The following is a 26110-nucleotide window of genomic DNA, read 5'->3' on the forward strand; positions in this document are numbered from 1 at the left end:
CCTGTTGGTTTATTTCACGATAAGGGAGAGACATATGTCTGTTATATTTTCCGGTATTCAACCAAGTGGCGAATTGACCTTAGGTAATTACCTTGGCGCATTGCGCAACTTCCTTGACTATCAAGATACTGATGAGTGTTATTATTGTATTGTTAATCAACACGCAATTACTGTTCCGCAAGATCCAAATGAGTTATTCCAAAATACTCGTAATTTGGCTGCATTGTACCTTGCAGTTGGTCTTGATCCTAAAAAGGTAACATTGTTCGTGCAATCCGAAGTACCTGAACATGTAAAACTTGGCTGGGTTATGCAATCTATTAGCTATGTAGGCGAATTAGAGCGTATGACACAATATAAGGATAAGTCTCAAAAACAAGGTGACTCTATTCCTACAGCGTTGCTTACGTATCCACCATTGATGGCGGCAGATATTTTGTTATATGGTACTAACTATGTTCCAGTAGGTGAGGACCAAAAACAACATCTTGAATTGACTCGTAATTTGGCAGAGCGTTTTAACCGTAGATTTGGCGAAACTTTCGTAGTACCTGATATCAAGGTAGGTGAAGGTGGTGCTCGCGTTATGAGCTTACAAGAGCCAACTAAGAAAATGAGTAAATCTGATGATAACCAAAATGCTACAATTCGTCTTTTGGATGCACCAGACTTGATCGTGAAAAAATTGAAACGCGCTCAAACTGACTCTGATAACGCGGTGCGTTACGATAAAGAAAACAAACCTGGCATTTCTAACTTGATGGGCATTTACCGTGCTATTACAAAAGATAGCTATGAAAAAATTGAAGAAATGTATGCTGGTAAAGGCTATGGCGTATTTAAATCAGATATTGCAGATTTACTTGTAGCAACACTTGAGCCAATTCAACAGCGTTATAATGAACTCATTACAAGCCCTGAACTCGACATCATCTTAGATGAAGGTGCTGCTAAAGCACATACAAAAGCATCTGTTATGTATCGTAAGGTTGAGGAAGCTATGGGGCTTTGCCGAAAATAAGTATTTATATAGACTTTTTGAGGCATAGTATGACAAAACAAGAGGTAAGTGAACGATTTTCAGGCGGTCGTGTTAAGCATATGGTTACCACGCATAAAGCCGTACAGTGGATAGGGCGCATCTTAGGTATTCTAACTTGCGTTGCGCTCATAAAATGGGCTCCACATGATGTAGGTAATCGTATCCTATGTTATGCATTAGTTGTGTGCTTGTTGTGGTGGATGAACGGCCTTGATATGGTGCTCGTATATATTTGTGAAAAGGGATTTGTTATAAAACAAAGACCGACTACATTACGAGATTATTTTTGGAGTGCTATCCATTTAGATGATTATTATTTGTATGTGCCTTTTGATACGGTGGTTGGTTTTACTCCGGATTGGAAAGAGTTGCAGGCTGTCAACAATCATGGTGGTATCTATGTAGTACCATTAGATCTGCAATTAGCACCCTATAAGGATAAAATACGTCTCCAGGCGGCTATAAAACATTATAGAGATACACATAATGAATAAAATTTGGAAAATTTATTGATTTAGCTATTTACAACTTTAGCAGACTAAAGTATAATAGGTTCATAAGTAAGAACTTGATCTGTAAAAGATTACGTGGAGGATATTATGAACTGGAAAAAGATTATGGCTGTAGGTTTAGCTGCAGTATCTATGATGGCTTTTGTAAGTGGCTGTGGCAGTGATACAAAAACAACAAATGAATTACCTAAAAAAATTGTTGTCGGCCTAGATGATAGCTTCCCACCAATGGGCTTTAAAGATGATAAAGGTGAAATCGTAGGTTTAGATATCGACTTGGCTAAAGAGGCTGCTAAGCGCGCTGGTATGGACGTTGAGTTCAAAGCGATTGACTGGTCCAGCAAAGAAGCGGAGTTAAAATCTAAGAAAATTGACGTATTGTGGAATGGTTTAACTGTTTCTCCTGAACGGGAGAAAAATATCTTGTTCTCCGATACATATATGAAAGATAAACAATATATCGTTGTTCGTAACGACGATAATGCTATCAAGGGTAAATCTGATCTTGCTGGCAAGGTTGTAGGTGTGCAACAAGCTAGTACTGGTGAATCTGCATTACAAAACGATCCTAGTGGCAAAACCGTTAAAGAAATTAAATCCTATGCTGATTTCGTAAGTGCATTCATGGATCTTGGCATTGGTCGTGTCGATGCAGTTATTGCTGATGGTGTTATTGCTCGTTACCTCATGACAAAAGAACCTGGTAAATACAAAATCGTAGAAGGCACTGATTACGGCGTAGATAACTTTGCTGTAGGGTTCCGCAAAGATGATACCGCATTACGCGATAAAATCAATGGTATCTTAGCCGAAATGAAAAAAGATGGTACTGCTGATAAAATCGTTGAAAAATGGTTGGGCTCTAGCGCAGATCTAGATAAGAGCGATGCTAAATAGTACGATTCGTGATATACTAATAGTACTGTGGTCAGTATGTACAACTAATAATTAAAGAACGAAATGTACACTAGAGAAGAGGCCATGTGCCTCTTCTCTATTCGTGTTTTGAAGGAGTATTTCATGTTAGATTATTTATTACAGATTATCCCGACCATTGCGGATGGGCTTAAGGTCACCATTGCACTGTTCTGTGTCGTATGGGTACTATCTATACCTGGTGGTATCATATTAGCTTTACTGCGACTATCTAAGCTTCCTGTAGTCGATAAAATTGTTGAAGCCTTTGTATATCTAATGCGTGGTACGCCATTGATGTTACAAATTTTATTCATGTACTTTGCATTGCCAATCATGACTGATGGGGCCATCCAAATGGATGATTCAACAGCAGCAGTCGTTACCTTTGTACTTAACTATGCGGCTTATCTTTGTGAAATCTTCCGCGGAGGCATTCAATCTATCCCACGTGGTCAATACGAAGGGGCAAAGGTACTTGGTTTTACCTATGGTCAAACGATGCGTACCATTATTTTGCCGCAAATGTTTAAACGCGTATTACCACCCCTTGCTAATGAAACAATCAATTTATTGAAAGATACATCTCTTGTTTATGTATTAGCAATGAACGATATCTTGCGTATTACGAAATCTATCGTGCAACGGGACTTTGATATTTCTGCATTTCTCGTAGCTGCAATATTCTACTTAATCTTTACATTCATTTTGACAAATATCTTCAATTACTTAGAAAAACGTTTCTCTGTATATGACGAATAAGAGGTAGTTATGACTTTTGTAAATATGGAACGTATAGAGAAACATTTTAATAATAATGTAGTTTTAAAAGATGTTTCTTTACAAATGAATAGAGGGGAAATCGTGTCCATTATTGGACCATCAGGCTCTGGTAAATCTACATTTCTACGTTGTTTGGGACAATTAGAAACCATCGATGGTGGTGCTATTACCGTTGATGGTGTAGAGTTAGTATCCACCGATACAAACGGCGTTGTTAAATATGCTGATAAACAAACTATGCACGATTTATTACTTCGCATGGGCATGGTATTTCAATCCTTCAATCTATTTCCACATATGACGGTACTTGAAAATATTATGGTTGCACCTCGTATGGTAAAAGGTATGAAAGATACAGATATTATGCCGATAGCAGAACGTTTACTTAATAAAGTAGGCCTTTGGGAAAAACGCGATATGTATCCATCGCGTTTATCTGGTGGCCAACAACAGCGTGTAGCTATTGCTCGTGCATTGGCGATGAACCCAGAAATTATGTTGTTTGATGAACCTACATCAGCTCTAGATCCAGAATTAACTGGTGAAGTACTGAAAACGATTAAACAATTAACCGATGATCGTATGACTATGATTATCGTTACTCACGAAATGAATTTTGCTCGTGAAGTATCCGATCGCGTTATCTTTATGGCAGATGGTATAATTCAAGAGGAAGGCGCTCCGGAACAATTGTTTACAAATCCACAATCCCCAAGAACAAAGGCTTTTTTAGACAATATGTTATAATGGTTGCCACCTATGAGCTCATAGGTGGTACCTTCACATATAGGAAAGGAATTTTATGAAGAAATTACCTATCGCATTAGTATTGGCCGGCTTGTCTGTTGTGACTGGTGTTGCTTATGGTGCTACACCTGAACAGGCTACACCTAAGGCTATTGTGGCATCTCAACAAGATGCACTTTCTGTGTTGCCCGAGCAATATAAATCGTATGCTACAAAAATGAATACTGTCGTAAAGGATACAAAAAATGGTTATACTTTCACTATTCCATGGCGTGTCAATGATGGTGTTATGATTGATATGGATGTGCGTAGTGAAAGTGAACACGTACAAGGTTACTCCTTTAACTTGTCTGGTCCAAATCAAGACGATGCGTATACTGTATCATTTACAAAGCGAAATAATACGCCACAAGGTAATGTGTCTCAGAAGGTATGGAATACTACCTGGTATGATGTGCCAATTAAGGGCATGTCCGATGATGAATATCTTCGTATTTGGCGACAACATAGTAATGTGTTTGAAAATAATGATGTAGTGGGGGGATTTTTCCCTAAGAAAGGTGCACAAGCTGCGCGTTGGAGCAGAACTACACCTAAGTCTTATGCTGAAATGACCTCTACTGAACAGGTTCATTCCATTTTCGAAGCTGAATTTATTATGGAGAAGGATCCTACGCATCGTTATAATCTTGTCAGTACCTATCCACCAGTACAAGCAAAGTTTATGGAGCAAGGTCTTTTAGAGAAAGCGATTCCAACATTTACATTGTTAGATACGAAGAAAAACTCTACATTAAATAATGTGAAAAAGATGTTAGTTGGATCTGGTGATATTAATGTGGCAGATGGATTAAGATTCATGAGTCCTAAAGGATTCACACGCATTAATGAGCCTAAAAAGCTAGCTTTTACAAAGGATAAAATTCGACTCGATGTGGAAAGTTTTGCTGTACCTATTCAAGCGGTAAGCAGTGCGATGCCAACGATGATGGGTAAGCAGATGCTAGGTGATCAGTATCTAAAATCCTTAGTTGATGTAAACAAGGCGACAATTGATCGATATGAAACACATATTATTGATGGCGCTGTTATGTTTTATGTAGCAGGTACTATGAAAAATCCTGAATCATCGGATACGGATACAGCAGAGCCGGTTGCATTTGGTGCTACTATTATTTTAGGAAATAATGGTAATGTAGGTGTTGCTCGCATGATAGCGCCTGTTGGCACTGTATTGACAACACCTGAATTAGTTGATGTATTAGATGGATTTAAGTTAACCAATTCGTTAAATATTAATAATTCTTCCCAAGTTCTTTAATCTGTAAAAAAATGTGCTATAATGTATATAAATCCTCGTTTAAAAAGAGGATTTTTCCTAAGTCGTATAGAATATTATAAATAGACTAAACGATATTTAATCATATCCCTTCATAGGGGATTAGAAATAGGAGGGGTTAATATGGTTACCTACAAAACTATTGTCGTACCTACTGATGGTTCTGAAAATGCAAAGCGTGCATTAGAACATGCACTCGCTGTAGCAGATCGTAACAAAGCGGAATTGATTATTGTTCACGTAGCTAATATCGTATCTGCTATCTCTAACTTCGATCAAACACCTATTAGCGGTGGCTACGTGTCTGAACAAATTGCAGAAGACATGGAAGAAACAGGCAAAGAAATCTTGAATGATGTAGTGAAAGAAATTCCTGCAGGCGTTACAGTTAAGTCTGTATTTGAAGTTGGTTCCCCAGGTCCTGCATTATTAGCAGTTGCTAAGAAATTTAATGCTGATCTTATCGTAATGGGTAGCCGTGGTCTTGGACCTTTAAAAGGCCTATTCATGGGTAGTGTAAGTAGCTATGTAACAAGCCATTCCTCTTGCCCAGTATTAGTTGTTAAATAATATCATACAATTTAAAAGGCTTTGTCATTGTGAACAAAGCCTTTTTTTGTATATAATAGTTATGATAAATAATAAAGTTTTTTACTTGATAGACTAAGTTAATTGTATTGTTTTAATAGAAAGGATATTTATGAGCAGCGAGAATGAAGCGTTGTTAAAGTTAGCAGAATTGTTCAAGATTCTCGGTGATCCAACACGCTTAAAGATAGTAGAGCTATTACTGGAAAATGAAATGTGTGTTAATCACATTGCTGAAACGATGGGAATGGGGCAGTCCGCCATTTCCCATCAATTACGCGTGTTGCGACAAGCACGTCTTGTAACATACCGAAAAGAAGGAAAGACCGCGTTTTATTCCTTGAATGATGATCATGTAGAAGGTCTAGTTCGTATGGGTATGGAACACGTATCACATCAATAATTTGATATAATTTGTCTATGTAAGAACACCATATGGGGAATATGTAATACACACAAAAGGGAGCCATTTGATGGCTCCCTTTTGTGTTTTTGTAGTTAATATAGTGGAAATAAATAATAAGCAAATGTGATAAACAGAGGCATGGTTATGGCAGACAATATGGTTGTTCCCATTACAATTTGTGTAGCGTATTCTGGGTTGTTCTTCATTTCGATAGCGATGAGTGCCATATTAATAGCTGTAGGCACGCTATAGGTTATGACAATCGTTTGGGCCGCTATTGGATGCATAGGGCCATAGAATAGAATAAATATAACTGTTATAACAGCAGCTAAAAGTGGACTAATGACGAGTCGCAATAAGCTTGCTAGTATGACATCTGTTTTAAAGAAATTCAATGGCGTTCTATTGATTTGCACCCCTAAGGCAATCATGGCAACGCCGACGAAGGCGTTGGCAAAGATATTAAGTGGTGCATAAAAGAAGAGGCCGTGTAAATCGAAAGGTAATAATTTACAAAGTAGTGCGAGGGGAATCGCATATGACATTGGCATATGGAATAAGACGTTGAGCGCATCTCTCGTGCTTAAACGACCTGCACCAGCTTGGTAAAATCCATAGGTATTACTTGTAACCGTTTGAATAATCATGATGGATACAACACTAAATAGTCCTAAATCGGCATAGGGGGTGGCGCCATCAATGACATAGGGTACATTGGTAAATACAAAGAGTGCAAGGGCAATACCCATATTTCCTACATTATTAAACATAACGCAGTTTTTTAGAGTTGCTATTTTAGGTATATCGTAACCCTTTAAACGGCCTACTATATCTGCGATGACTGAGTTTAGTATGAGTACACAGACAGCACAGAAAATGATTTCCATGGTGCTCGAGGAAAACTTAGCATCATACATGGCTCTAAACACAAAGGTTGGCAACAGTATGTAAAAGTTTAGCTTGCTTAATGTATATAAGTCTAATTTAAATTTTTTATCTAGTATAAATCCCACGCCTATCAGTATGAATATAGGTATCATGGAATTCATGAAAATATGTCCTATTAGTGTTAGTAAATTCATAGTCTCACCTAGAGTTCTATTTTATATGTAATGTGATTTAAATCATGGTATACTTTTAATATGGTAATTTATGATACATGGTAAGAATGATGTAAATAAGGCTTTTACCTAATTACCCTATATTACTATCATACCATAGGATGTAGAGTTTAGGTCTATTTTTTATGTATTTTATGCATTAATCCTGACAGGGATAGGAGGTTGTATGAGAAAGCTTTTATTTGTATTAATGAGTATTTGTATGCTAGCCTTGGTCGTGGGTTGTGGTAATGATGCTGGTAAAACAGATGATAGCACAAAGCCTAGTACGTCAGAAAAAATTACGATTCAAGCAGCAGCCAGCCTTAAAGGGGCTCTTACCGAATTGGCAGATGTATATAAAAAAGAACATCATTTAGCAGATGATCAAATCGTTATCAATTTTGCCGGTTCTGGTACATTGCGGCAACAAATTGAACAAGGTGCACCTGCTAGTTTATTCATTTCTGCAGACGAAAAGAATATGAAAATGTTACAAGAGAAAGAGTTAGTAACAGATGTAAAACCATTTGTCACTAATGAACTCGTTCTCGTAGTTCCTAAAGGACAACCTAAAATTGAGCTTAGTCAAATTACATCCGTAAAACGCATTGTATTGGGTAATCCTGATACAGTACCAGCAGGTAACTATGGTAAACAAGTATTAACAAAATTAGGTGTGTGGGACCAAGTAGAACCTAATGTAGTCTACGCAAAAGACGTTAAAGCTGTAACTGCTTCTATTAGCCAAGCGGCTGGTGATGCAGGATTTATTTACAAAACTGACGCTATTGCAGCAGGCGATGCAGTTCAAATCGCTGCTGTAACACCTGCTGATTCTCATGATCCTGTTATATATCCAATTGGTATCATCAAAAAATATGATAATGCATTGGCAAAGGATTTTTATAAATACCTAACGAGCCCAGAAGGCCAAAAAGTATTAGAGAAATACGGTTTTTCTACCTCTAAATAAGACTTAAACGCTAGCTTTCTAGGCTAGCGTTTTCTTGTGATACAATAGAAATATAAATATGTATCGGTTATAGTTAGGAAAGAAAGGAGGGGCCATGAGTCCGTTCTGGTTATCTTTGTGGGTAGCGAGTATAGCTTTAATTATCGTTATAGTAACTGGTTTGGCCACTTGTTATGGGATGAATCGCTGTAAATGGGGCGGCATTGCTATTCTTGATGCACTTATTACGTTGCCCCTTGTATTACCACCCGTTGTTGTTGGCTTTGCGTTGCTCATGGTATTTACACCAGGCTATGCCTTTGGTGCTTGGCTTGAAACTCATGGGCTGAGCGTGGTCTTTGCCGCTTCCGGTGCAGTGATTGCTTCCTCTGTAATTGCATTTCCACTATTTTACCAAACCGTACGCTCTGCATTGCAGTCCGTGGACCATAATATGGAAGACGTAGCCCGCACCTTGGGCGCATCTGAATTGCGCATCTTCTTTACCATTTCCGTGCCATTAGCATGGAAAGGAATTTTGACGGGCAGTATTTTAGCATTCTGCCGTGCTATGGGTGAGTTTGGTGCCACCATTTTAATTGCTGGTAATATTCCGAAGGTAACGCGGACAATGCCACTGGCTATTTACTCCTACGTAGAGGCTGGGCAGTACATGGATGCCTTCGAGCTTGTTGTTTATATTTGTGTACTTACATTGGCATTGTTGAGCGGTATTCACCTTATTACAAAAGGTTCCTTATTCCGCCATACAGAAAATAATTAGGAGGTTCTATGATTACATTTTCTTTTACTGTATCTAGACCTTCTGTGACTGTGAAAGCCGATGGTACACTGTCTTCGGGAATCACTGTGTTGACTGGTCAGTCCGGTAGTGGTAAAAGCACCTTTATTAAGTGCATTGCAGGCCTTGTAAAGCCTAGTACTGGGCGTATTCAATATGATGACATAACTTGGGTTGACCGAGCTAAAAAGATTTGGGTCCCTGCTCAAGAACGCCAGGTAGGTTATATGCCTCAAGGTAATATTGTATTCCCTCACTTATCTGTTGAAAGTAATATTATTTATAGTAAACGAGGCACACCTGATATGTGCGATAGTTTATTAAGCCGTTTAGGTTTAGAAAAATATCGAAAAACAAAGGCGGGTAGTTTATCTGGTGGTGAGCAACAACGGGTTGCCTTGGGACGTGCCCTTTATTCAAAACCGACTATTTTACTTCTTGATGAGCCTCTGTCTGCGCTTGATTGGAATTTGCGTAAACAAGTACGTGAGGATCTGGTGTCCATCATTCGTGAATGGGATGTGCCATGTGTATGGGTGACCCATGATGAAAGCGAAGCTGATGCAGTTGGTGATAGACACTGGATCTGTGAAGACGGACAAATTATTATACCTGAATAGTAAAACACCTTCATAAGCATGATTGCTTACGAAGGTGTTTTTGTTTTAGTGTTGTTTTATTTCGACAGATGAGTTTTCTGTATGACTTATGAAGCCAACGATAGCTGTTACGAAGAATGCCGTTGTAAAGGCTGGCAGCGTAGCCCCAATCGTACTTTCACTATGTAACATATAGTGATAGAGTCCAACGGAAACTACCCAAATTAAACCGCGCACGAGATATGCTGAGATCGTTTGTACTTGTTGGCGATTGATAAAATAGTCCGCCAAAAGAATGGCTATCATCGGAGCAAATACAGAGCCAATGAGGTATAGGAAGTCTGTAATATCATCCATCGGATATAGGATGGCAGCGATTGTACCAACGATAGTAACTATAACGGCTATGCCTTTACTAGAAGCACTCTTGTAGATAGTTGTGCTAGAAACGCCTGCAGAATAAGCATCCATAAAGGTTGTTGTTACAGTAGAGAAGATAATAACGATGAGCCCTGCAAGGCCAAGACCGGCGTTCATCATGATGGTAATGATAGAATCGCCACCACCGAAGATAGCCGCACTGAGGCCTAAGGTATACATAACGATACTTGTTACTGTGTAGACAGTAGCACTTGTAAGTGATGCGGCAAAAGGCTTCTTGCTTTCACGAGTATAATCACTGATGAGAGGGAGCCAAGATAGTGGCATGGTAATAGATAATTCAAGGGCAGCGATGAAACTCATGTTTCCGCTCGTTAGAAGGATACCTTCACTAGGCCATTGAGATAACATGTGAACGCCCATGTAAATGGTAAGTCCAAGTAATAAAACAGATACGATAGCTTGAATATAGCCCGTATTGTGGAGACCGATGAAAAGCCACAAGATGACAAGCGCTCCAATAGCTATCGTCCAAATCATAGGGGATAGAGGTGCTAGTTCTTGTAAGGCTAGCATAGCATCGTAGATCATGATGCTAGTCCAGCCGATAAGTTGAAGCATATTTAAAAAGGCAAAGCCTTTAGCCCCTAGTGGGCCAAAGCTGAAGGCGGTAGTATTCATACTGCCTTGCCGTAAACGTCCACCGATGAGGCCAGCTCCAAAGAGCAATACACCGCCGATGATATGCCCCAGTATGATGGCATATAGACCTTGGGTGAGCCCTAAGGGGGCTAGATAGGTTCCTGTCATAATTTCCGCTATAGATAGAGCGGCACCAAACCATATCATGGCGAACTGTGGTTGTGTAATGTGTGTGTCTTTCATACGTCCTCCTTGCCAAGGAGTCATAGAAAAAGCCGAGTTCACAGGAACTCGGCTATTAATCCTCTATGTTCCCTACGTTGGCATTATCCAAATCAGGTTATGGGTTAAAGCATTAGCTTACTCTCAGCCCACTCATGTGAGCACCCCGTTATGGCTTCATTATATGCGGATAATAGGAAATCGTCAATTCTTTTGTTGCATAGATTGTATAATAATGTTATAACTAGAGTATAAAAATATATTGCCACTAGGGGTGCTTTTGCTGAGATTGACCATTCAAAACCCTAGACCTGATCCAGATAATACTGGCGTAGGAAAGTGGAGTGCAACATAATACTAATCTATTACGAGACCATTCCATTGGGAGTGGTCTCGTTTTATATGTTTGGAGGTATTATGAAATTACATACTGCATTAACAATTGCCGGTACTGACCCGAGTGGTGGCGCTGGCATTATGGCTGATTTAAAATCTTTTCAAAGCCGTAACGTATACGGCATGGCTGTTGTTACGTCCGTGGTAGCTCAAAATACAACGGGTGTACATCATGTAGAACATTTATCCTTAGAGAGTATAGAAAAACAGTTACACGATGTGTACTCAGATATTATGCCCCAAGCCGTTAAGACGGGCATGATTGCTTTGCCGGAGATGATGGACCTTATCTATCCTTATGTGCGTAAGGGAATTCCGTATGTAATGGATCCCGTTATGATTGCTACTAGCGGTGATCGACTCGTATCGGATGAGGCGGTACATTTCTTAAAATCTAAACTGATTCCTACCGCAACGGTTATTACTCCAAATCGCAGTGAGGCAGAGGTCTTAGCCGATATGTCTATCACTTGTGAAAGCGATATCACAACTGCGGCCAATCGTATCTTACAGGACTTAGGTCCTCAAGTGGTCATCATTAAAGGTGGTCATATTGGCGAAGATGCAACGGATTATGCTTTCACCAAGGATGGTAGTGTTCGTACGTGGACGAGCCCCAAATATGATACTGTGCATACTCATGGAACGGGCTGTACCTTCTCTGCAGTGATTACGGCGGAGCTTGCAAAGGGCCGTGACGTAATGGATGCCATTGGTATTGCCAAGGACTATATTGCACTTGCCATTAAGCATAATCCTGGGCTGGGAAATGGCTGTGGTCCCGTTAATCATATGGCTTATGGACTGCTATCTAATGGACCTGAAACAATGGATAAGCTTTTGAAAAGCGATGAGAGGAGACTGTAATATGACTCATGAAAATCCATATATGACTGGCCAAACAGGGACAGAACTTAATATATTAGAAACATTGCGTCATCGAAATCCTCTCGTTATTTGTATTACCAATGATGTGGTGAGGACCTTTACGGCCAATGGTTTACTTGCTATTGGTGCATCGCCGGTGATGAGCGAATGCAGTGAAGACTTGAAAGACCTCATCGTTCACGCCTCAGCACTACTCATCAACATCGGTACTGTTACACCAGATAAGGCCGATTATTATAAAGAGGTTACCAAACTTGCAAAGGATCATGAGGTGCCTATCGTTCTTGATCCAGTAGGCTGTCATGCAGGGGCTTACCGCTTGTCTGTGGTTTTAGATTTGATTAAAACTGGTTCTATTTCATTGCTTCGTGGAAATCAAAGCGAAATTAAAGCGATTTACGATGCCCTAAGTGCTAATGATGAGAGTGACAATTCTACTACCGGCAAGGGTGTAGATGGGGCACAGATTGAGGATAGTGCCGTTATTGCCTATCGACTATCTCGTCTAATTAATTGTCCTGTCGTAGCAACGGGAGAAGAGGATTATGTTTCTGATGGAACTCGCGTATTTGCAGTACCTCACGGACATCCTATTATGACTGCTGTAACGGGCACAGGCTGTTTATTGGGCGCTGTGTTGGCGGCTTTCTTTAGTGCCTATTATCCCTTTAAAAATCAAATGCCTATGGCAGAATTCATTGCCTACGCACTAGCATACTATGGTCTTGCTGGTGAAAGGGCCGTTAAAGAATGTGGTATCAAGCCTGGTAGCTTTAGTGTGGCCTTTATGGATGCCTTATATATACTTGATGATGCAGTACTTTTATCGAAACAGCACATACGACCTATAGTAGTTCCCGATCAATTACAAGTGTATTTCATAGCTGGTACACAGGATGTAGGGCTAAACGAAGATCGATTGCTAGCTGTTGTAGAAGCGGCCTGTCGGGGTGGGGTGACCTGTTTCCAATTTAGAGAAAAGGGAACGGGTACCTTAGAAGGTAAACAAAAATTAGAACTAGCTCAACAGTTAAAACAAGTCTGTGCCATGTATAACGTACTTTATATTATCAACGATGATGTAAATTTAGCCATTGCGGTTCATGCTGATGGTGTCCATGTCGGACAGGAAGATATGAAGTTAGAACAGGTGCGTAATCTTGTAGGGCATACAGTGGTAGGCATATCTATTCACTCTGTGGAGGAGCTGCATAAGACAGATGTGGTTTATGCAGACTGTGTAGGCGTAGGCCCTATGTACGCTACAAGCAGTAAGTCTGATGCACAAGAACCATGCGGACCAGCTAGAATTACTGAACTACAAGCAGCAGGGCTAACATTACCTTGTGTTGGGATAGGTGGTATTACTTTAGATAATACGAAATCTATATTACAAGCAGGGGCCTGTGGTGTGGCCGTTATATCTGCTATCGCTCATGCAGAAAATCCTTATGAAGCAGCACAACAATTTAAAGGATTGATAGATAGCGGAAAATAATCAAAGAAATCTTTAAGCGTTTATAGAACACAAAAAAGACGATGACCGAAGTCATCGTCTTTTTATTTGAGGGTGTCTGTACATACAGTTAGGAAAATCTGCACTTGCAGTCTACATGTCTGTATTTATACTTATTATTTTTGTCTAATCTATGTTTATAGATTATAGAGCTTCAATGTGACGTTTGAAGAATGCTTGTGGGTGAGCACATACTGGGCATAATTTAGGAGCTTCTTCACCGATGTGAATGTAGCCACAGTTAGCGCAAATCCATGCTACAGGTTGATCGTTATTGAATACTTTGTGACCTGCAACGCGAGCTGCTAATGCAAGGTAACGTTCTTCGTGACGAGCTTCGATTTTACCAACTTCGCGCATTTGGTAAGCGATTTTTGCAAAGCCTTCTTTTTCTGCTTCATCAGCGAAATCTTTGTACATTGTAGTGTGTTCGTAGTTTTCGCCAGCTGCTGCATCACGAAGGTTAGCTTCGATATCAGCGGAAACATCGCCACCATGAAGAGCTTTGAACCACAATTTAGCATGTGCAGATTCGTTGTGAGCTGTTTCTTCGAAATAATCAGCGATTTCGTTCATACCAGCTTTGCGAGCTGCTGCTGCGTAGAAAGTATATTTTTGGAATGCTTGGGATTCGCCAGCAAATGCTGCTTGAAGATTTTTTTCAGTGTTTGTACCTTTTAATTCAGCCATTTTTAGATCTCCTTTGTACTTACAATATGTTTTAAATGATTACTTAATTGATATATTCATAACCACTTGGTTGTGAATGCGATAATTGGTAACTCACTTGAGTTAAGTTAAATAAAAACTTATTTGTAGATTGGTAGATAGACACTTGTCTATACATAAAAAAAGCACTTGCTTATTAACTAAATGAGTACTTACCTATATTTTGTAAAGAGGCACTTGCCTGTTATTTACAATCCAATGTTTTTGATTCGTATACTTAACGAATAATCATTGTTGACTATATTGTATCATACTAAATGAGAAATGCAAGTGTTTTTGTAAAAATTTATTTCGAAAATTTTCTAAATGATAAATGTTATCAATGTAGTAAATAAGCGGTTTTTGAAAGCCTGTTAAGTAATGGATTTATTAAAAATAGAATTACTGATAATGAGAATGAGAATTACATGGAAAATCATTATTGTTTGTGGAACTGTTTGTTTTTGGTAATAATTCTGATTAAGCTGATAGATCTTATTAGTCAAAGTGTACTTTTACCTATATTGGAGAACATATTTTAAGTATAATAAGATATATATAATAGAAATAGTATAAGGAGGCGCTATGGCGTTTATTAGATATTATGTGGGCGATGTAGTGCAAATGAAAAAAGCCCATCCTTGTGGTAGTGACGAATGGGAAGTTAAGCGCATCGGCACAGATTTTCTTATCGTATGTAAAGGTTGTGGACATCAATTGTTGATGCCTCGCCCTAAGTTTGAAAAGGCTGCAAAGAAACTTGTATCTCGTTTGCCTAAACATGAGTAGGAGGTCTTATGGTACGACTTACTGACTATGTTACGAGCGGGGGCTGTGCGTGTAAGATTGGGCCTCATATATTGGAGCGTGTATTGAAATCAGTTACATCTGTAACCAATGAACGAGTTCTAGCAGATATGACAGGGGCTGATGATGCAGGGGTATATAAAATTTCTGACACATTAGCATTGGTACAGACATTAGACTTTTTTACACCTGTAGTTAATGACCCCGTTTTGTTTGGGAAAATAGCGGCCGCTAATGCACTAAGCGATGTATATGCTATGGGAGGAACTCCGTTGACTGCCATGAATATTGTAGGGTTTCCTATATCTCTTGTTGAACAAGGCGTTTTAACAGACGTTCTAAACGGAGCAGCTTCTATCGTGGCCGAGTCTGGGGCTGCAATCGTAGGCGGTCACAGCATTGAAAACAAAGAGCCTATATTTGGTATGTCTGTAACAGGACAAGTTGACCCAAATCATATTTGGAAAAATAAAGGTGCCCAAGTAGGGGATGTACTAGTGCTAACAAAACGCATCGGCACAGGTATTATGAATAATGCGTTGAAAGCTGATTTATTTCCTACTGGTACTGCGCAGGCGGTCGCTAGCATGAGTACGTTGAATCGTGTGGCTGCTGAGGTGGCCCATAATTTTACAATTCATGCGTGTACTGACGTGACGGGCTTTAGCCTTATGGGTCATTCTGTAGAAATGGCGAGTGCCTCTAATGTAACAATTCATATCAAGACTTATGATATTCCGCTCTTTGATGATGTCATTGAGGCTGCGCAAATGGGGTTGGTCCCTGCTGCATCCTATGGTAATCGCAAGGCCATAACTGATGTACAGGTTGATGCGAATTTAGATGGGGTATGGACGGATATTTTCTTTGATCCACAAACATCAGGCGGACTTTTATTCTCTGTGCCTGCTACAGAAGGCGCGGATTTGGTGAAAGCCTTACTTGATGTGGGCGTTGAAGGTGCCACTATAGTTGGTGCCGTTGAAAGCTTTAGTGGCTTAGCGGTACGTGTAACTAAATAAGATATAGTACAATTTTGGTTTTAATAGTATATAGAGTAGTTGTGCGTTGATGCTTTCACAAAATATATAATAGTATTGAGGTAAATGATGAGTAATACGAATGAATTAACTGTAGATGTGCGTGGCAGTTTGTGTCCAAAACCTGTGATTGAAACGAAGAAGGTAAGCGATGCAAATCCAGACGCGATTATTACGACCATTGTAGATAACGAGGTGAGTCGCGATAATATAGAGAAATTTGGGAAGTCTCGTGGCTATGATGTGGCAATTGGACAAGATGGTATAGATTTTTTTATTAAACTTACGCCGAATGTAGAAACTGCACCGGAAACTGGTTGCAAACCTATGAATTATAGTGACCGCATCATTTTGATGACGAAAGATTATCTTGGTGAAGGTAGTGAAGAGCTTGGCCGTAATTTGATGAAAACCTTCTGGGTGTGTATGGTTGAAGCCGACGTGAAGCCATCTACAATTTATTTTATCAATAGTAGCGTTAAAATGGTAACCAACGATTCTGTTCATTTAGACAATATTAAAAAGTTAGCTGATCTTGGTGTTGAAATTGCTGCATGTGGCATTTGTCTCGACTATTATGGTCTAAAAGATCAAGTGGGGGTAGGCTCTATTACAAACATGTATGCGATTACAGATGCTATCGTTGGGGAAAATCTTGTTAAACTATAATACTCGTATCTATGTTGTAAATGATTAAGCAATATTATTGGAGGTGAGGCATTGGGCGATAAAAAGTTGCTTGTCGTTTTTACATCCTATTATTTTGGGGATAAAGCAGATAAGATATTAACAGAACTTTCGGTGCCTCACCAACTGATGGCTACACCGCCAGAATTGAATGATATGTGTGGTTTGTCCATTCAAATAGACTTGAATACTGTAGAACAAGTTCAGACTATCCTAAAAGAACATAAGATTAGTAAATCAGGTTTATTTTGGTATGAAAAGGGGAAACCAGTTTTAGCTTATAAAGATTAAATTGATTTTTAATATCGAAATATATCGATTTATGATAAAATTAATATATAGAGGATATTATATTGTAAGGAGATTTATATGGTTGATTTTACCTTGCCTCGCGAATATATAGACGATATGGTCGTCCGTATGGCCCATCATAGTACAGCAATCGAGGGAAATACGTTAACACAAGGGGAAACAAAGAGTATCCTATTAGATAATATGATACCCCGTAAAATGGATTTGCGTGAGTTCTATGAAGTATCTAATTATCGCGACTATTTAGTATTCTTGATGGAATCATATCAAGAAGTAATTACCATAGATATCATAAAAGAGACACAACGATTGTTACTAGCACATATCCGTGATGATAATGGGCAATTTAAGGTTGTTCAAAATATGGTTATTGGTGCTGATTTTGAACCAACAAAACCATATCAAGTACAAGAAGCTTTAAAAAACTGGTGTGATACATTGCAATATCGTTTAGAGATATCCCAAAATGATGAAGAGCGGGTGCGTGCCATTATGGAGCAACATTTGCAATTTGAACGTATTCATCCCTTTGCTGATGGTAATGGCCGTACGGGAAGAGCTCTTATTGTACACGCTTGTTTACAACAGAAATTAGCGCCTATTATCATTAACAAAGATGATAGAGGTGAATATATGACTCTGTTAAATGATGGTGATTTAAATGGCTTATATAAGTTAGGTCTTAATTTATTTTATAAGGAAAAAGAACGTATGATTCTATTTGGTCAAAATTTTGGCTAATGAGCATCATATGTTATGTATCTAGGTTAAGTTTTTGAAATTAATATAATGAAAGGTTGAATTTCAATGAGCAAATATGAAATAGAAAACGTAAAATTAACGGCCCCTAAATTGGATCGTAACGATTTAGAATATGCTATGACCTATCGTTATGCATGCAAAAAATTTGATAGCACTAAAAAGATTTCTGAAGAAGATTGGAATGCGATTCTGAATGCAGCGCGTTTGTCTCCAACATCACTTGGCTTCGAGGCGTATCAATTGTTGGTGATTCAAAATCCAGAAATCCGAGAAAAGATGAAAGCTTATGGTTGGGGTATCTTAGCAGGGCTTGAAGCTAGTCATGTAGTGGTTTTCTTAGCTCGTAAAAAGGCAGATCTTGAATTCGATTCATCATATATCCGTCATATTCAAGAAGAGGTGAAACAATTACCAGCTGAAGTTGATGCGGCATATCGCGAAAAATATGCTCAATTTACAAAAGAAGATTACAAAACATTTGAATCTGAACGTGCGGCCTTTGACTGGGCGTCTAAACAAACGTATATTGTTATGGCGAACATGATGACAATGGCTGCTTATGAAGGCTTAGATTCTTGTCCATTAGAAGGCTTCAATCAAGATGATATGACCGCACTCTTAGGTGATGAACTCGGCCTGTTCGATACTAAACACTTTGGCATTGCTGTAATGGCGGCCTTTGGTTACCGTGATGAAGAGCCTCATCGCAATAAAACACGCCGTACATTAGATGAAATTGTAACAGTAGTTGAATAGAACCTTACATCAAACAGTAAATCGAATTTCTTCATTTAATCTTTAGGGTTGAATGTTATATTATAAATATACACAAATTCTAAAATATTTATAAGGACTATTATATTTAGTAGAAATTATAGATATATTGATATATAGGAAGGAGTGATTGTATGCTTTGGTCAATTATTGTTGGTGGTTTTATCGGCTTCCTAGCTGGTGCCATCACTAGCAAAGGCGGTGCAATGGGCGTTATCGCTAAAGTTGTTGCTGGTTTAATTGGCTCGTCCGTAGGTCAGTCCCTATTTGGAACATGGGGCCCTAGTCTTGCGGGCATGTCATTAATTCCATCTGTATTAGGTGCAGTGATTGTTGTTGCTGTAGTTTCATTTTTCTTTGGAAAAAAAGGATAGCCATCTACTTATAAAAGTAGATTTTATATGGTTAAACGTGATTTTACATGAAAGGAGTCACAATTATGGCATTAGAAGATAAATTAGATCAAGTTAAAGGTGCAGTAAAAGAAAATGTTGGCAAATTAACTGATGACAAACAAATGGAAGCAGAAGGCGTTGTTGAAAATACAGTAGCAAAAGTAAAAGATTTTGCTAATACTGTAACTGAAGATATCAAAAAAACTGCAGATGATGCTAAAGATGCTGTAGAAGGTGCGATTAGTGGCCTTAAAAATGCATTGGGCAATGATGACAAATAAAATTAAATAAAAGCTTTTTGTAGCATTAAAAAAACCAGTAAATCGATTGATTTACTGGTTTTTATTGCTATTAATTTGTATTATACGTTGAAGCGGAAGTGTGTTACGTCGCCGTCTTTCATAACATAGTCCTTACCTTCTAGGCGTACAAGGCCTTTTTCTTTAGCCGCATTTTGGCTGCCGCAAGCTTGTAAGTCATCGAAGGATACGATTTCAGCACGAATAAAGCCTTTTTCAATATCGGAGTGGATTTTACCAGCCGCTTGAGGCGCTTTTGTGCCGTCTACAATTGTCCATGCACGGGCTTCCATTTCACCAGCCGTGAAGTAGTTGATAAGACCTAAGAGTGCATAACTTGCCTTGATAAGTTTAGTTAAGCCAGATTCTTCAAGGCCAAGATCTTCAAGGAATGCAGCGGATTCTTCTTCAGATAATTCAGCAATTTCAGATTCGATACGAGCAGAAACAACAACGATGCCAGCGCCTTCGTTTTTCGCATATTCCTCTACGCGTTTTACATATTCATTACCGGAGTAATCAGATACTTCGTCTTCAGAAATATTGGCTACATAAAGAGATGGTTTTGCTGTAAGCAATGTCAACTCTTTGATCATTTCTAATTCTTCTTCTTCGAGACCTTGTGCACGAACTGGTTTAGCTTCGCCAAGACCTTCGATGATGCGGTCTAACAATGGCAATTCAGCACGAGCATCTTTATCGCCAGATTTAGCGATTTTTTCAATACGTTGTTTGCGTTTTTCTACGGACTCAAGGTCAGCAAGACAAAGTTCAGTATTGATGATCTCGATGTCGCGGATTGGATCGATAGAACCTGCAACATGAGTGATGTTAGGATCCTCGAAGCAACGGATAACTTGTGCAATAGCGTCTACTTGGCGGATATGGCTTAGGAATTTATTACCTAAACCTTCGCCTTTGGATGCACCTTCTACAAGGCCTGCAATATCTACGAAGCGCATAGCAGCAGGAAGGATGCGTTTAGAATTAAACATTTCAGCCAATACAGCTAAACGATTATCTGGAACGTCAACGACACCTACGTTTGGTTCGATTGTACAGAATGGATAGTTGGCAGCTTCAGCGCCGGCTTTTGTAATGGCGTTGAATAATGTACTTTTCCCAACATTTGGAAGGCCTACGATGCCTACTTCTAAATTTGTGCTCATGGTACCACCTTTTATTAACTAATTGATTTCGTTCTTTGTGAAAGCTTCCGTAGAAACTCTATCAAATAAATATTATATCATATAGACACTATAAATTTGTACTAAAAAAGTGACACCATTAGTCACATAGGTGAATAGTAGTGTCACTGAACAAAATCCCACACATCAGTGCGGGATTTTTGTTATGTGTCTTATAGAGAATGTGCTCTCAAGTCCGCAGCGGATTGTGTAGAAATCCAAGCTGGTGGAATGTCGAATACTGTGTAGCAACCTGTGCCGCCGTGTTTAGCAAGGCGGTAGATGCCACGTGCATAAGCAACGAGGGCAGAACCAGTGAATTCAGGGTTAGAGTCGAGTTTCAAGGAGTACTCGATAACGTGACGAGTGCCATCTGTACTTTCACCAGAGCGAAGAACGAAGCCACCATGTGGAATGCCTTTGTGGTCGCGGTCGAGTTCCTCTTGGGAAATGAAGTGAACTACAGTTTCGTAACCTACGAAGTAGTTTTCCATAGTTTTGATTTCGTTTTCAATTTTAGCTTTGTCCGCATCAGGAGCAGCTACAACGTAACATTCACGAAGGTGACCTTTGTAGCCATCAACGTCAGGAGTTTGACCGTTGCGGATCTCTTCTAAGTATTGTTCTTTAGGAACAGTGTATTGACGAGCATCAACTACGCCTTCAAGGCGACGAATTGCGTCAGAGTGACCTTGGGATACGCCACGGCCCCAGAATGTGTAGGATTTGCCTTTTGGCAAGATTGCTTCAGCGTAAACGCGTTGCAAGGAGAACATGCCTGGATCCCAACCACAAGAAATCAATGTAGCAGTCTTAGCTTCTTTAGCTACTTTGTCTACATTGGCAAAATGCTCAGGGATACGTGCGTGTGTATCGAAGGAATCGATACAGTTGAAGTATTTAGTTACCATTGGTGTTTGTTCGATAAGGTCTGTTGCGGAACCGCCACAAAGAACCATAACATCGATTTTACCTTTGAAATTAGGAATATCTTCCATAGAGTAAGTAGGTACACCAGACACAGTTTCAATACCTTGACGGCGAGAGAATACGCCTACGAGCTCCATATCAGGTTGTAATTGAACGGATGCTTCTACGCCACGTGCCAAGTTGCCGTAGCCAACGATACCAATACGAATATTCATATTAGCCTCCTATATAATTTTAAAATGTAATGTAATAACTAATATAATTATTATAGCATAAAATCGTCATTTTCAATAATATTCTATAGAGTTTGTGACTATATATTAGGAGATACTATAAAGCGCTTATTGATTATACAGAGATATATCGATACATAGCGTTTTGTTATTTTCGGTAAAGAAAACATCATATGTCCCAAAATTGACACATATACCCTCTGTATAGATACAATAGAGATATGCAAACTTATTGTGCGTAGTTTGAGGAGGTTAATATGAGAAAAAAAGTAAATCTTGCTGTAATAGCTGCTTTGATTATTACAGGTGCAAGTGCGGATGTTATGGTATCTGCTACAACCGTTGAAAGCCATACTGATGGTAAATCTATTGGTCTGAATTTATGGGGCGAAAATAAACATTATACAGATGATTTAACTGTCAATGTATCTGGCCTCGGTGTAAATGGAAATAAATACCATAATAACGTTACAGGTATTTATGCCCTTGATGGATCTCAGGTTGCCATAGATAAAAATGTAAATGTAACAGTTGTAAATCCAGCACCTGCGGAAAGTGGAGAGAAGCGCAGACCAGACTTAGCACACTATTATATGAGTGGTATATATGCTGGTTATGGTGGGGTTACAAATGATGGTAATAATGATGATACCCGTATTACCGTACAAGGTAATGCCAAAGTAGATGCCATTGGCGTAGGTTTGCAAGCTAATAAGGATGGATACATTCGGATTCTAGGTGGGGCAGATGTAAAGACACATCCTTTAACGACATCTGATACATATTCTGCACTTTCAGAAGAAGGATTTGTCTATGTGAATACTGGCATGGATGGATTGAAACCAGGTGCTAAGGACGTCAATATGTATGGTAATATTGGTTTTATCAATAAAAACTATGGTATTGATAATAATCCACACAATCATGGATCAGAAATTTCATTGGGTTTAACGACGCCTAACTCTAAATTGGTAGGCGGTGTGCTTAATGAATTTGATGAAAGTAATAATAATCCATACCACGGCGGTTTGCGATTGTACTTGCAAAATGGTGCTACATGGCGTAATGAATGGTTAGGAGCTGAACGTGTGTATCCTACACAAGGTCGCCCTGACAGTGCTAACTATTTATATACCGGTAGTAAGGTAGAGCATCTTATAGGTGGTGCTACAGAAGGTAGCCGCGGCATTATCCAAGCCGTAGATGCACGGCCTATTACGATTAATAATTATGCTGATCATACGGCTATTGATTATCTAAATGGTTCACCAGCCGCAGAATATGGCAAGGGTGAAGTGGTCATTAATCATGCTGACCCCGGATCCTCTGTTACATTGCGTAGCTCTGTAGAAGCACTGAAAGAACAAGCCAATGCTGAAATTCCGGGATTAGCAGAAAATCAATTTGCTAAGAAGTTGGTATACACTGGTTATACAAAAGGCGAGAAAAATCTAGATGTAAATCTAAAGTTAGACACCGGTGTTATTAGTCCTACGTTAAATGCTAAACTTAGTGCTGACGATTTTGATAAAGATGGACGTGCGATGGTATCTGATAAAACTACTTTGACAACTAGTGAAAGTGATATCGTTTCAGGTGCTAAGAGTGCGTTAGCATCCTCTGTGATGCAGATGAGAGCTGACACAAATGATTTACAACGTCGTCTAGGTGATGTTCGTATGAACTCTGATAATCAAGGCATATGGGGCAAATATATTGGCGGTAAATCTAAAATCACAGACTCTGCTTATGTAAATCAAACGTATAATATGGCTCAACTTGGGTATGATACAAAACGAGGCAACTGGATTGTAGGTGGTGCTTTCTTGTATGGCACAAGTAACAGTGACTATGCTTTGGGTTCTGGCTCAGGTAAAACGGCGGGTCTAGCAGTATATGGTTCCAAACAGTTTAATGATGGTCGTTATTTAGATATTATTGCTAAAGGCAATCGTTTGAAAAATGATTTTACCGTACATAACAGTTTAGGAACGTCGTTGAGTGGTGACTACCGTAATACGGGTGCATCTTTGAGCCTTGAATATGGTAAACGTATCAAGAGAAATAATGGTTTCTATATTGACCCTAGTGCGGAATTGATTCTTAGCCGCTTATCTGGTGAAAGCTTCGATGCTCGTACGAATACTGGTAGCACAGTTCATATTAATTCTGATGAAGTTAACTCTGCTATAGGCCGCTTAGGCATAGGAATTGGCAAAGAAGCTAACAATAGCAATACCTTCCTTAAAGCAGCATTAGCACATGAATTCTCTGGTAAAATGAAATCCACTTATAGCATGGCAGGTGAACCAACTACTAATAGCGTAGTCAATTTGAAAGACACATGGCTTGATCTTGAACTCGGTGGTTCCTGGAGCTTCCGTCCAAATACATATTTGTACGGTACTTTTACTAAAAACTTTGGTAGTACAGTTGATACATCCTATCGTGTAGATGCGGGTATTCGCCATAGCTTCTAGCTGATATAAATCTATTATTTAGATATTACATGTAAGATTATATAAAAAGACCGATTATGGTAGCTTTCGTAATGAAAGTAGCCATAACCGGTCTTTTTTAGATATTAGAATTGTAAAGTTTTAATTCTTTCGATAGCACGAATTGTATTTTCGCGGCTGCCAAAAGCTGTTAAACGAAGGTAACCTTCGCCGTGAGGACCAAAGCCAGAACCTGGTGTAGATACGATTTGTACTTGTTCGAGCAAGATATCGAATAATTCCCAGCTAGTCATGTTGCCTGGTGTTTTAAGCCAAATATATGGTGCATCAACGCCGCCGTAAACAGTAAGTCCAATGGATTCAAGACCTTCTTTGATAATGCGAGCATTTTCTTTATAGTACGCAATGTTAGCTTGTGTTTGTTCGCGCCCTTCTTTGGAGTATACTGCTTCAGCACCGCGTTGAACGATGTAAGGAACACCGTTGAATTTAGTACATTGACGACGATTCCACATAGGATTGAGTGGTTGACGTTCGCCAGATTTAGTTTTAGCAGTTACCTCTTTAGGTACTACGGCATAAGCACAACGTGTACCAGTGAAGCCCGCAGTCTTGGAGAAAGAACGGAATTCGATAGCTACTTCGCGAGCGCCTTCGATTTCATAGATGGATTTTACAGTGTCCTCTGTGCTGATGAAAGCTTCATAAGCAGAATCGAACATTAGGATAACATCCTTTTCTTTACACCATTGAATCCATTCAGCCAAACGAGCACGACTTAAAACAGTACCTGTTGGGTTGTTTGGAGAACAAAGATATACAATGTCTACATGTTCGGACGGAAATTCTGGAGAAAAATTATTTTCTGCAGAAGTTGGGAGATATACAACCTTTTGGAAGATGCCATCAACAGATTCGCCTGTACGACCACCCATAACATTGGAATCTAGGTATACTGGATAAACAGGGTCAGTGATAGCGATAACATTATCTTCGCTGAATAATTCTTGAATGTTGCCAACATCTGATTTAGCGCCGTCAGAAACGAATACTTCATCAATGGCGATATCTACACCCAATGGTTTGTAATCGCCATTGACGATTGCTTGGCGTAAGAAGTCATACCCTTGCTCTGGACCGTAACCGCGGAATGTTTCAGCTTTGCCCATTTCTTGGACTGCTTTAGTCATAGCATCAACGATTGCTGGCACCAATGGCAATGTAACGTCGCCAATACCAAGGCGAATAATATCTGCATCTGGATGCGCTGCTTGGTACTCATTTACTTTTTTAGCAATATTTGCAAATAAATAAGAACCTTGTAGTTTTAAATAATTTTCATTAACGTTAGCCATGATGACTCCTTTCTGTATGCAACTCTCTTTTACTTATAGTAAAGGAGAAAAGGAAATATTGCAATAACTTTCTATAGAATATTGAAGTTATTTTTGACTAATTATTTTATGGTGTATTCCTATAGTAAATAATGTTCGATGGGGAAATTATTACTCGTTTTATGGCGTATAGTGAAAGTATGAAATAGTTATAATTTCTTTATAATAGATAGGGATTCTTCATTGTTTACTCATAAAATATCTATTGATATAATGAATTTATATTTAAAAACATTATTTTTGTGTAGGAGTTTTTAGTAATTATGTGTAGTGTAGTAAATTATTATTAT

General features: G+C 39.0%; 28 protein-coding genes and 2 riboswitches. Of the genes, 22 read left to right on the forward strand and 6 right to left on the reverse strand.

Going from position 1 to position 26110, the window contains the following annotated elements:
* Positions 1 to 34 precede the first annotated feature (34 nt).
* The 8 genes from trpS to VEI_RS01400 all read left to right on the forward strand — a co-directional run bounded on the left by trpS (position 35) and on the right by VEI_RS01400 (position 6329).
* Positions 35 to 1021: a tryptophan--tRNA ligase gene (gene trpS, locus VEI_RS01365; RefSeq protein WP_059361512.1), complete on the forward strand. Its 987-nt coding sequence runs from the start codon at positions 35 to 37 to the stop codon at positions 1019 to 1021.
* A gap of 29 nt (positions 1022 to 1050) precedes the next feature.
* Complete coding sequence (locus VEI_RS01370) at positions 1051 to 1536, forward strand: hypothetical protein (RefSeq protein WP_059361513.1); 486 nt, start codon at positions 1051 to 1053, stop codon at positions 1534 to 1536.
* A gap of 105 nt (positions 1537 to 1641) precedes the next feature.
* Entirely contained in the window at positions 1642 to 2451 is an 810-nt protein-coding gene (locus VEI_RS01375) for an amino acid ABC transporter substrate-binding protein (RefSeq protein WP_059361514.1), read from the forward strand.
* Between the two features lie 123 nt (positions 2452 to 2574).
* Positions 2575 to 3231 (forward strand): amino acid ABC transporter permease, encoded by a 657-nt coding sequence (locus tag VEI_RS01380; RefSeq protein ID WP_059361515.1) that lies wholly within the window; start codon positions 2575 to 2577, stop codon positions 3229 to 3231.
* A 9-nt stretch (positions 3232 to 3240) separates the two neighbouring features.
* The gene (locus tag VEI_RS01385; protein ID WP_059361516.1) at positions 3241 to 3999 is read left to right on the forward strand and encodes an amino acid ABC transporter ATP-binding protein; all 759 of its coding nucleotides are present in this window, start codon (positions 3241 to 3243) and stop codon (positions 3997 to 3999) included.
* Positions 4000 to 4054: 55 nt separating this feature from the next.
* A complete protein-coding gene (locus VEI_RS01390) occupies positions 4055 to 5320 on the forward strand; it encodes a hypothetical protein (RefSeq protein ID WP_082161443.1) in 1266 nt (421 codons plus the stop codon).
* A 141-nt stretch (positions 5321 to 5461) separates the two neighbouring features.
* A complete protein-coding gene (locus VEI_RS01395; RefSeq protein ID WP_059361517.1) occupies positions 5462 to 5908 on the forward strand; it encodes a universal stress protein in 447 nt (148 codons plus the stop codon).
* A gap of 130 nt (positions 5909 to 6038) precedes the next feature.
* Positions 6039 to 6329, forward strand: coding sequence for an ArsR/SmtB family transcription factor (locus VEI_RS01400; protein ID WP_059361518.1), 291 nt, complete (start codon positions 6039 to 6041; stop codon positions 6327 to 6329).
* A gap of 95 nt (positions 6330 to 6424) precedes the next feature.
* Here VEI_RS01400 and VEI_RS01405 read toward each other — a convergent pair whose 3' ends face one another.
* On the reverse strand, positions 6425 to 7414 hold the full coding sequence (locus tag VEI_RS01405; RefSeq protein ID WP_059361519.1) for an AEC family transporter: 990 nt from the start codon (positions 7412 to 7414) through the stop codon (positions 6425 to 6427).
* 205 nt (positions 7415 to 7619) lie between these two features.
* Between VEI_RS01405 and modA the strand changes: the two genes are divergently transcribed.
* From modA to VEI_RS01420, 3 genes are all read left to right on the forward strand, one after another.
* A complete protein-coding gene (modA, locus tag VEI_RS01410) occupies positions 7620 to 8408 on the forward strand; it encodes a molybdate ABC transporter substrate-binding protein (protein ID WP_059361520.1) in 789 nt (262 codons plus the stop codon).
* A 94-nt stretch (positions 8409 to 8502) separates the two neighbouring features.
* Positions 8503 to 9171, forward strand: coding sequence for a molybdate ABC transporter permease subunit (gene modB, locus VEI_RS01415; protein WP_059361521.1), 669 nt, complete (start codon positions 8503 to 8505; stop codon positions 9169 to 9171).
* Positions 9172 to 9179: 8 nt separating this feature from the next.
* Complete coding sequence (locus VEI_RS01420; protein WP_059361522.1) at positions 9180 to 9809, forward strand: ATP-binding cassette domain-containing protein; 630 nt, start codon at positions 9180 to 9182, stop codon at positions 9807 to 9809.
* 45 nt (positions 9810 to 9854) lie between these two features.
* Here the strand turns inward: VEI_RS01420 and cytX are convergent, their stop codons facing one another.
* On the reverse strand, positions 9855 to 11054 hold the full coding sequence (cytX, locus tag VEI_RS01425; RefSeq protein ID WP_059361523.1) for a putative hydroxymethylpyrimidine transporter CytX: 1200 nt from the start codon (positions 11052 to 11054) through the stop codon (positions 9855 to 9857).
* A gap of 52 nt (positions 11055 to 11106) precedes the next feature.
* Positions 11107 to 11212: riboswitch (TPP riboswitch) on the reverse strand.
* Positions 11213 to 11293: 81 nt separating this feature from the next.
* Positions 11294 to 11388, forward strand: a riboswitch (TPP riboswitch).
* 62 nt (positions 11389 to 11450) lie between these two features.
* Here cytX and thiD point away from each other — a divergent pair.
* Together thiD and thiM are read left to right on the forward strand one after the other, a co-directional pair.
* Positions 11451 to 12296 (forward strand): bifunctional hydroxymethylpyrimidine kinase/phosphomethylpyrimidine kinase, encoded by an 846-nt coding sequence (thiD, locus tag VEI_RS01430; RefSeq protein WP_059361524.1) that lies wholly within the window; start codon positions 11451 to 11453, stop codon positions 12294 to 12296.
* A gap of 1 nt (position 12297) precedes the next feature.
* Complete coding sequence (gene thiM / locus VEI_RS01435; protein ID WP_059361525.1) at positions 12298 to 13815, forward strand: hydroxyethylthiazole kinase; 1518 nt, start codon at positions 12298 to 12300, stop codon at positions 13813 to 13815.
* A gap of 162 nt (positions 13816 to 13977) precedes the next feature.
* Here the strand turns inward: thiM and rbr are convergent, their stop codons facing one another.
* Positions 13978 to 14523, reverse strand: coding sequence for a rubrerythrin (gene rbr, locus VEI_RS01440; RefSeq protein ID WP_059361526.1), 546 nt, complete (start codon positions 14521 to 14523; stop codon positions 13978 to 13980).
* Positions 14524 to 15126: 603 nt separating this feature from the next.
* On the opposite strand from rbr, the gene VEI_RS01445 reads away from it, so the two are divergent.
* From VEI_RS01445 to VEI_RS01480, 8 genes are all read left to right on the forward strand, one after another.
* Positions 15127 to 15330: a DUF951 domain-containing protein gene (locus tag VEI_RS01445; RefSeq protein ID WP_059361527.1), complete on the forward strand. Its 204-nt coding sequence runs from the start codon at positions 15127 to 15129 to the stop codon at positions 15328 to 15330.
* 8 nt (positions 15331 to 15338) lie between these two features.
* The gene (gene selD / locus VEI_RS01450; RefSeq protein ID WP_059361528.1) at positions 15339 to 16370 is read left to right on the forward strand and encodes a selenide, water dikinase SelD; all 1032 of its coding nucleotides are present in this window, start codon (positions 15339 to 15341) and stop codon (positions 16368 to 16370) included.
* Between the two features lie 87 nt (positions 16371 to 16457).
* On the forward strand, positions 16458 to 17057 hold the full coding sequence (gene yedF, locus VEI_RS01455; protein WP_059361529.1) for a sulfurtransferase-like selenium metabolism protein YedF: 600 nt from the start codon (positions 16458 to 16460) through the stop codon (positions 17055 to 17057).
* 51 nt (positions 17058 to 17108) lie between these two features.
* On the forward strand, positions 17109 to 17366 hold the full coding sequence (locus tag VEI_RS01460) for a DUF3343 domain-containing protein (protein WP_059361530.1): 258 nt from the start codon (positions 17109 to 17111) through the stop codon (positions 17364 to 17366).
* Between the two features lie 78 nt (positions 17367 to 17444).
* Positions 17445 to 18128, forward strand: a complete 684-nt coding sequence (locus VEI_RS01465; RefSeq protein WP_059361531.1) for a Fic family protein — start codon at positions 17445 to 17447, stop codon at positions 18126 to 18128.
* A 66-nt stretch (positions 18129 to 18194) separates the two neighbouring features.
* Positions 18195 to 18905 (forward strand): NAD(P)H-dependent oxidoreductase, encoded by a 711-nt coding sequence (locus tag VEI_RS01470; protein WP_059361532.1) that lies wholly within the window; start codon positions 18195 to 18197, stop codon positions 18903 to 18905.
* Positions 18906 to 19057: 152 nt separating this feature from the next.
* The gene (locus VEI_RS01475) at positions 19058 to 19297 is read left to right on the forward strand and encodes a GlsB/YeaQ/YmgE family stress response membrane protein (protein WP_059361533.1); all 240 of its coding nucleotides are present in this window, start codon (positions 19058 to 19060) and stop codon (positions 19295 to 19297) included.
* A gap of 65 nt (positions 19298 to 19362) precedes the next feature.
* Positions 19363 to 19599: a CsbD family protein gene (locus VEI_RS01480; RefSeq protein WP_059361534.1), complete on the forward strand. Its 237-nt coding sequence runs from the start codon at positions 19363 to 19365 to the stop codon at positions 19597 to 19599.
* An 80-nt stretch (positions 19600 to 19679) separates the two neighbouring features.
* On the opposite strand, the gene ychF is transcribed toward VEI_RS01480, so the two are convergent.
* Together ychF and VEI_RS01490 are read right to left on the reverse strand one after the other, a co-directional pair.
* Positions 19680 to 20786 carry a redox-regulated ATPase YchF gene (ychF, locus tag VEI_RS01485; protein ID WP_059361535.1) on the reverse strand — a complete coding sequence of 369 codons (1107 nt, stop codon included), beginning with the start codon at positions 20784 to 20786 and terminating at the stop codon, positions 19680 to 19682.
* A gap of 191 nt (positions 20787 to 20977) precedes the next feature.
* On the reverse strand, positions 20978 to 21949 hold the full coding sequence (locus VEI_RS01490; protein ID WP_059361536.1) for a diaminopimelate dehydrogenase: 972 nt from the start codon (positions 21947 to 21949) through the stop codon (positions 20978 to 20980).
* A gap of 275 nt (positions 21950 to 22224) precedes the next feature.
* Here VEI_RS01490 and VEI_RS01495 point away from each other — a divergent pair, with 275 nt between their 5' ends.
* Positions 22225 to 24447: an autotransporter family protein gene (locus VEI_RS01495; RefSeq protein ID WP_059361537.1), complete on the forward strand. Its 2223-nt coding sequence runs from the start codon at positions 22225 to 22227 to the stop codon at positions 24445 to 24447.
* 104 nt (positions 24448 to 24551) lie between these two features.
* Here VEI_RS01495 and VEI_RS01500 read toward each other — a convergent pair whose 3' ends face one another.
* Complete coding sequence (locus VEI_RS01500) at positions 24552 to 25781, reverse strand: LL-diaminopimelate aminotransferase (RefSeq protein WP_059361538.1); 1230 nt, start codon at positions 25779 to 25781, stop codon at positions 24552 to 24554.
* Positions 25782 to 26110 lie beyond the last annotated feature (329 nt).

The organism is Veillonella tobetsuensis (genome assembly GCF_001078375.1).
In the GTDB taxonomy this organism is placed as follows: Bacteria; Bacillota; Negativicutes; order Veillonellales; family Veillonellaceae; genus Veillonella; species Veillonella tobetsuensis.

Excerpts from the sequence above, each read along its gene's own strand:
- VEI_RS01375 (WP_059361514.1), top strand. The coding sequence starts at position 1,642 with ATGAACTGGAAAAAGATTATGGCTGTAGGTTTAGCTGCAGTATCTATG.
- VEI_RS01490 (WP_059361536.1), bottom strand. The coding sequence starts at position 21,949 with ATGAATATTCGTATTGGTATCGTTGGCTACGGCAACTTGGCACGTGGC.
- thiM (WP_059361525.1), top strand. The coding sequence starts at position 12,298 with ATGACTCATGAAAATCCATATATGACTGGCCAAACAGGGACAGAACTT.
- VEI_RS01390 (WP_082161443.1), top strand. The coding sequence starts at position 4,055 with ATGAAGAAATTACCTATCGCATTAGTATTGGCCGGCTTGTCTGTTGTG.
- VEI_RS01465 (WP_059361531.1), top strand. The coding sequence starts at position 17,445 with ATGGTTGATTTTACCTTGCCTCGCGAATATATAGACGATATGGTCGTC.
- yedF (WP_059361529.1), top strand. The coding sequence starts at position 16,458 with ATGAGTAATACGAATGAATTAACTGTAGATGTGCGTGGCAGTTTGTGT.
- thiD (WP_059361524.1), top strand. The coding sequence starts at position 11,451 with ATGAAATTACATACTGCATTAACAATTGCCGGTACTGACCCGAGTGGT.
- VEI_RS01400 (WP_059361518.1), top strand. The coding sequence starts at position 6,039 with ATGAGCAGCGAGAATGAAGCGTTGTTAAAGTTAGCAGAATTGTTCAAG.
- cytX (WP_059361523.1), bottom strand. The coding sequence starts at position 11,054 with ATGAAAGACACACACATTACACAACCACAGTTCGCCATGATATGGTTT.
- VEI_RS01380 (WP_059361515.1), top strand. The coding sequence starts at position 2,575 with ATGTTAGATTATTTATTACAGATTATCCCGACCATTGCGGATGGGCTT.
- VEI_RS01475 (WP_059361533.1), top strand. The coding sequence starts at position 19,058 with ATGCTTTGGTCAATTATTGTTGGTGGTTTTATCGGCTTCCTAGCTGGT.
- VEI_RS01445 (WP_059361527.1), top strand. The coding sequence starts at position 15,127 with ATGGCGTTTATTAGATATTATGTGGGCGATGTAGTGCAAATGAAAAAA.
- modB (WP_059361521.1), top strand. The coding sequence starts at position 8,503 with ATGAGTCCGTTCTGGTTATCTTTGTGGGTAGCGAGTATAGCTTTAATT.
- VEI_RS01385 (WP_059361516.1), top strand. The coding sequence starts at position 3,241 with ATGACTTTTGTAAATATGGAACGTATAGAGAAACATTTTAATAATAAT.
- VEI_RS01420 (WP_059361522.1), top strand. The coding sequence starts at position 9,180 with ATGATTACATTTTCTTTTACTGTATCTAGACCTTCTGTGACTGTGAAA.
- VEI_RS01480 (WP_059361534.1), top strand. The coding sequence starts at position 19,363 with ATGGCATTAGAAGATAAATTAGATCAAGTTAAAGGTGCAGTAAAAGAA.
- modA (WP_059361520.1), top strand. The coding sequence starts at position 7,620 with ATGAGAAAGCTTTTATTTGTATTAATGAGTATTTGTATGCTAGCCTTG.
- rbr (WP_059361526.1), bottom strand. The coding sequence starts at position 14,523 with ATGGCTGAATTAAAAGGTACAAACACTGAAAAAAATCTTCAAGCAGCA.
- trpS (WP_059361512.1), top strand. The coding sequence starts at position 35 with ATGTCTGTTATATTTTCCGGTATTCAACCAAGTGGCGAATTGACCTTA.
- VEI_RS01495 (WP_059361537.1), top strand. The coding sequence starts at position 22,225 with ATGAGAAAAAAAGTAAATCTTGCTGTAATAGCTGCTTTGATTATTACA.
- VEI_RS01470 (WP_059361532.1), top strand. The coding sequence starts at position 18,195 with ATGAGCAAATATGAAATAGAAAACGTAAAATTAACGGCCCCTAAATTG.
- VEI_RS01370 (WP_059361513.1), top strand. The coding sequence starts at position 1,051 with ATGACAAAACAAGAGGTAAGTGAACGATTTTCAGGCGGTCGTGTTAAG.
- selD (WP_059361528.1), top strand. The coding sequence starts at position 15,339 with ATGGTACGACTTACTGACTATGTTACGAGCGGGGGCTGTGCGTGTAAG.
- VEI_RS01395 (WP_059361517.1), top strand. The coding sequence starts at position 5,462 with ATGGTTACCTACAAAACTATTGTCGTACCTACTGATGGTTCTGAAAAT.
- ychF (WP_059361535.1), bottom strand. The coding sequence starts at position 20,786 with ATGAGCACAAATTTAGAAGTAGGCATCGTAGGCCTTCCAAATGTTGGG.
- VEI_RS01500 (WP_059361538.1), bottom strand. The coding sequence starts at position 25,781 with ATGGCTAACGTTAATGAAAATTATTTAAAACTACAAGGTTCTTATTTA.
- VEI_RS01405 (WP_059361519.1), bottom strand. The coding sequence starts at position 7,414 with ATGAATTTACTAACACTAATAGGACATATTTTCATGAATTCCATGATA.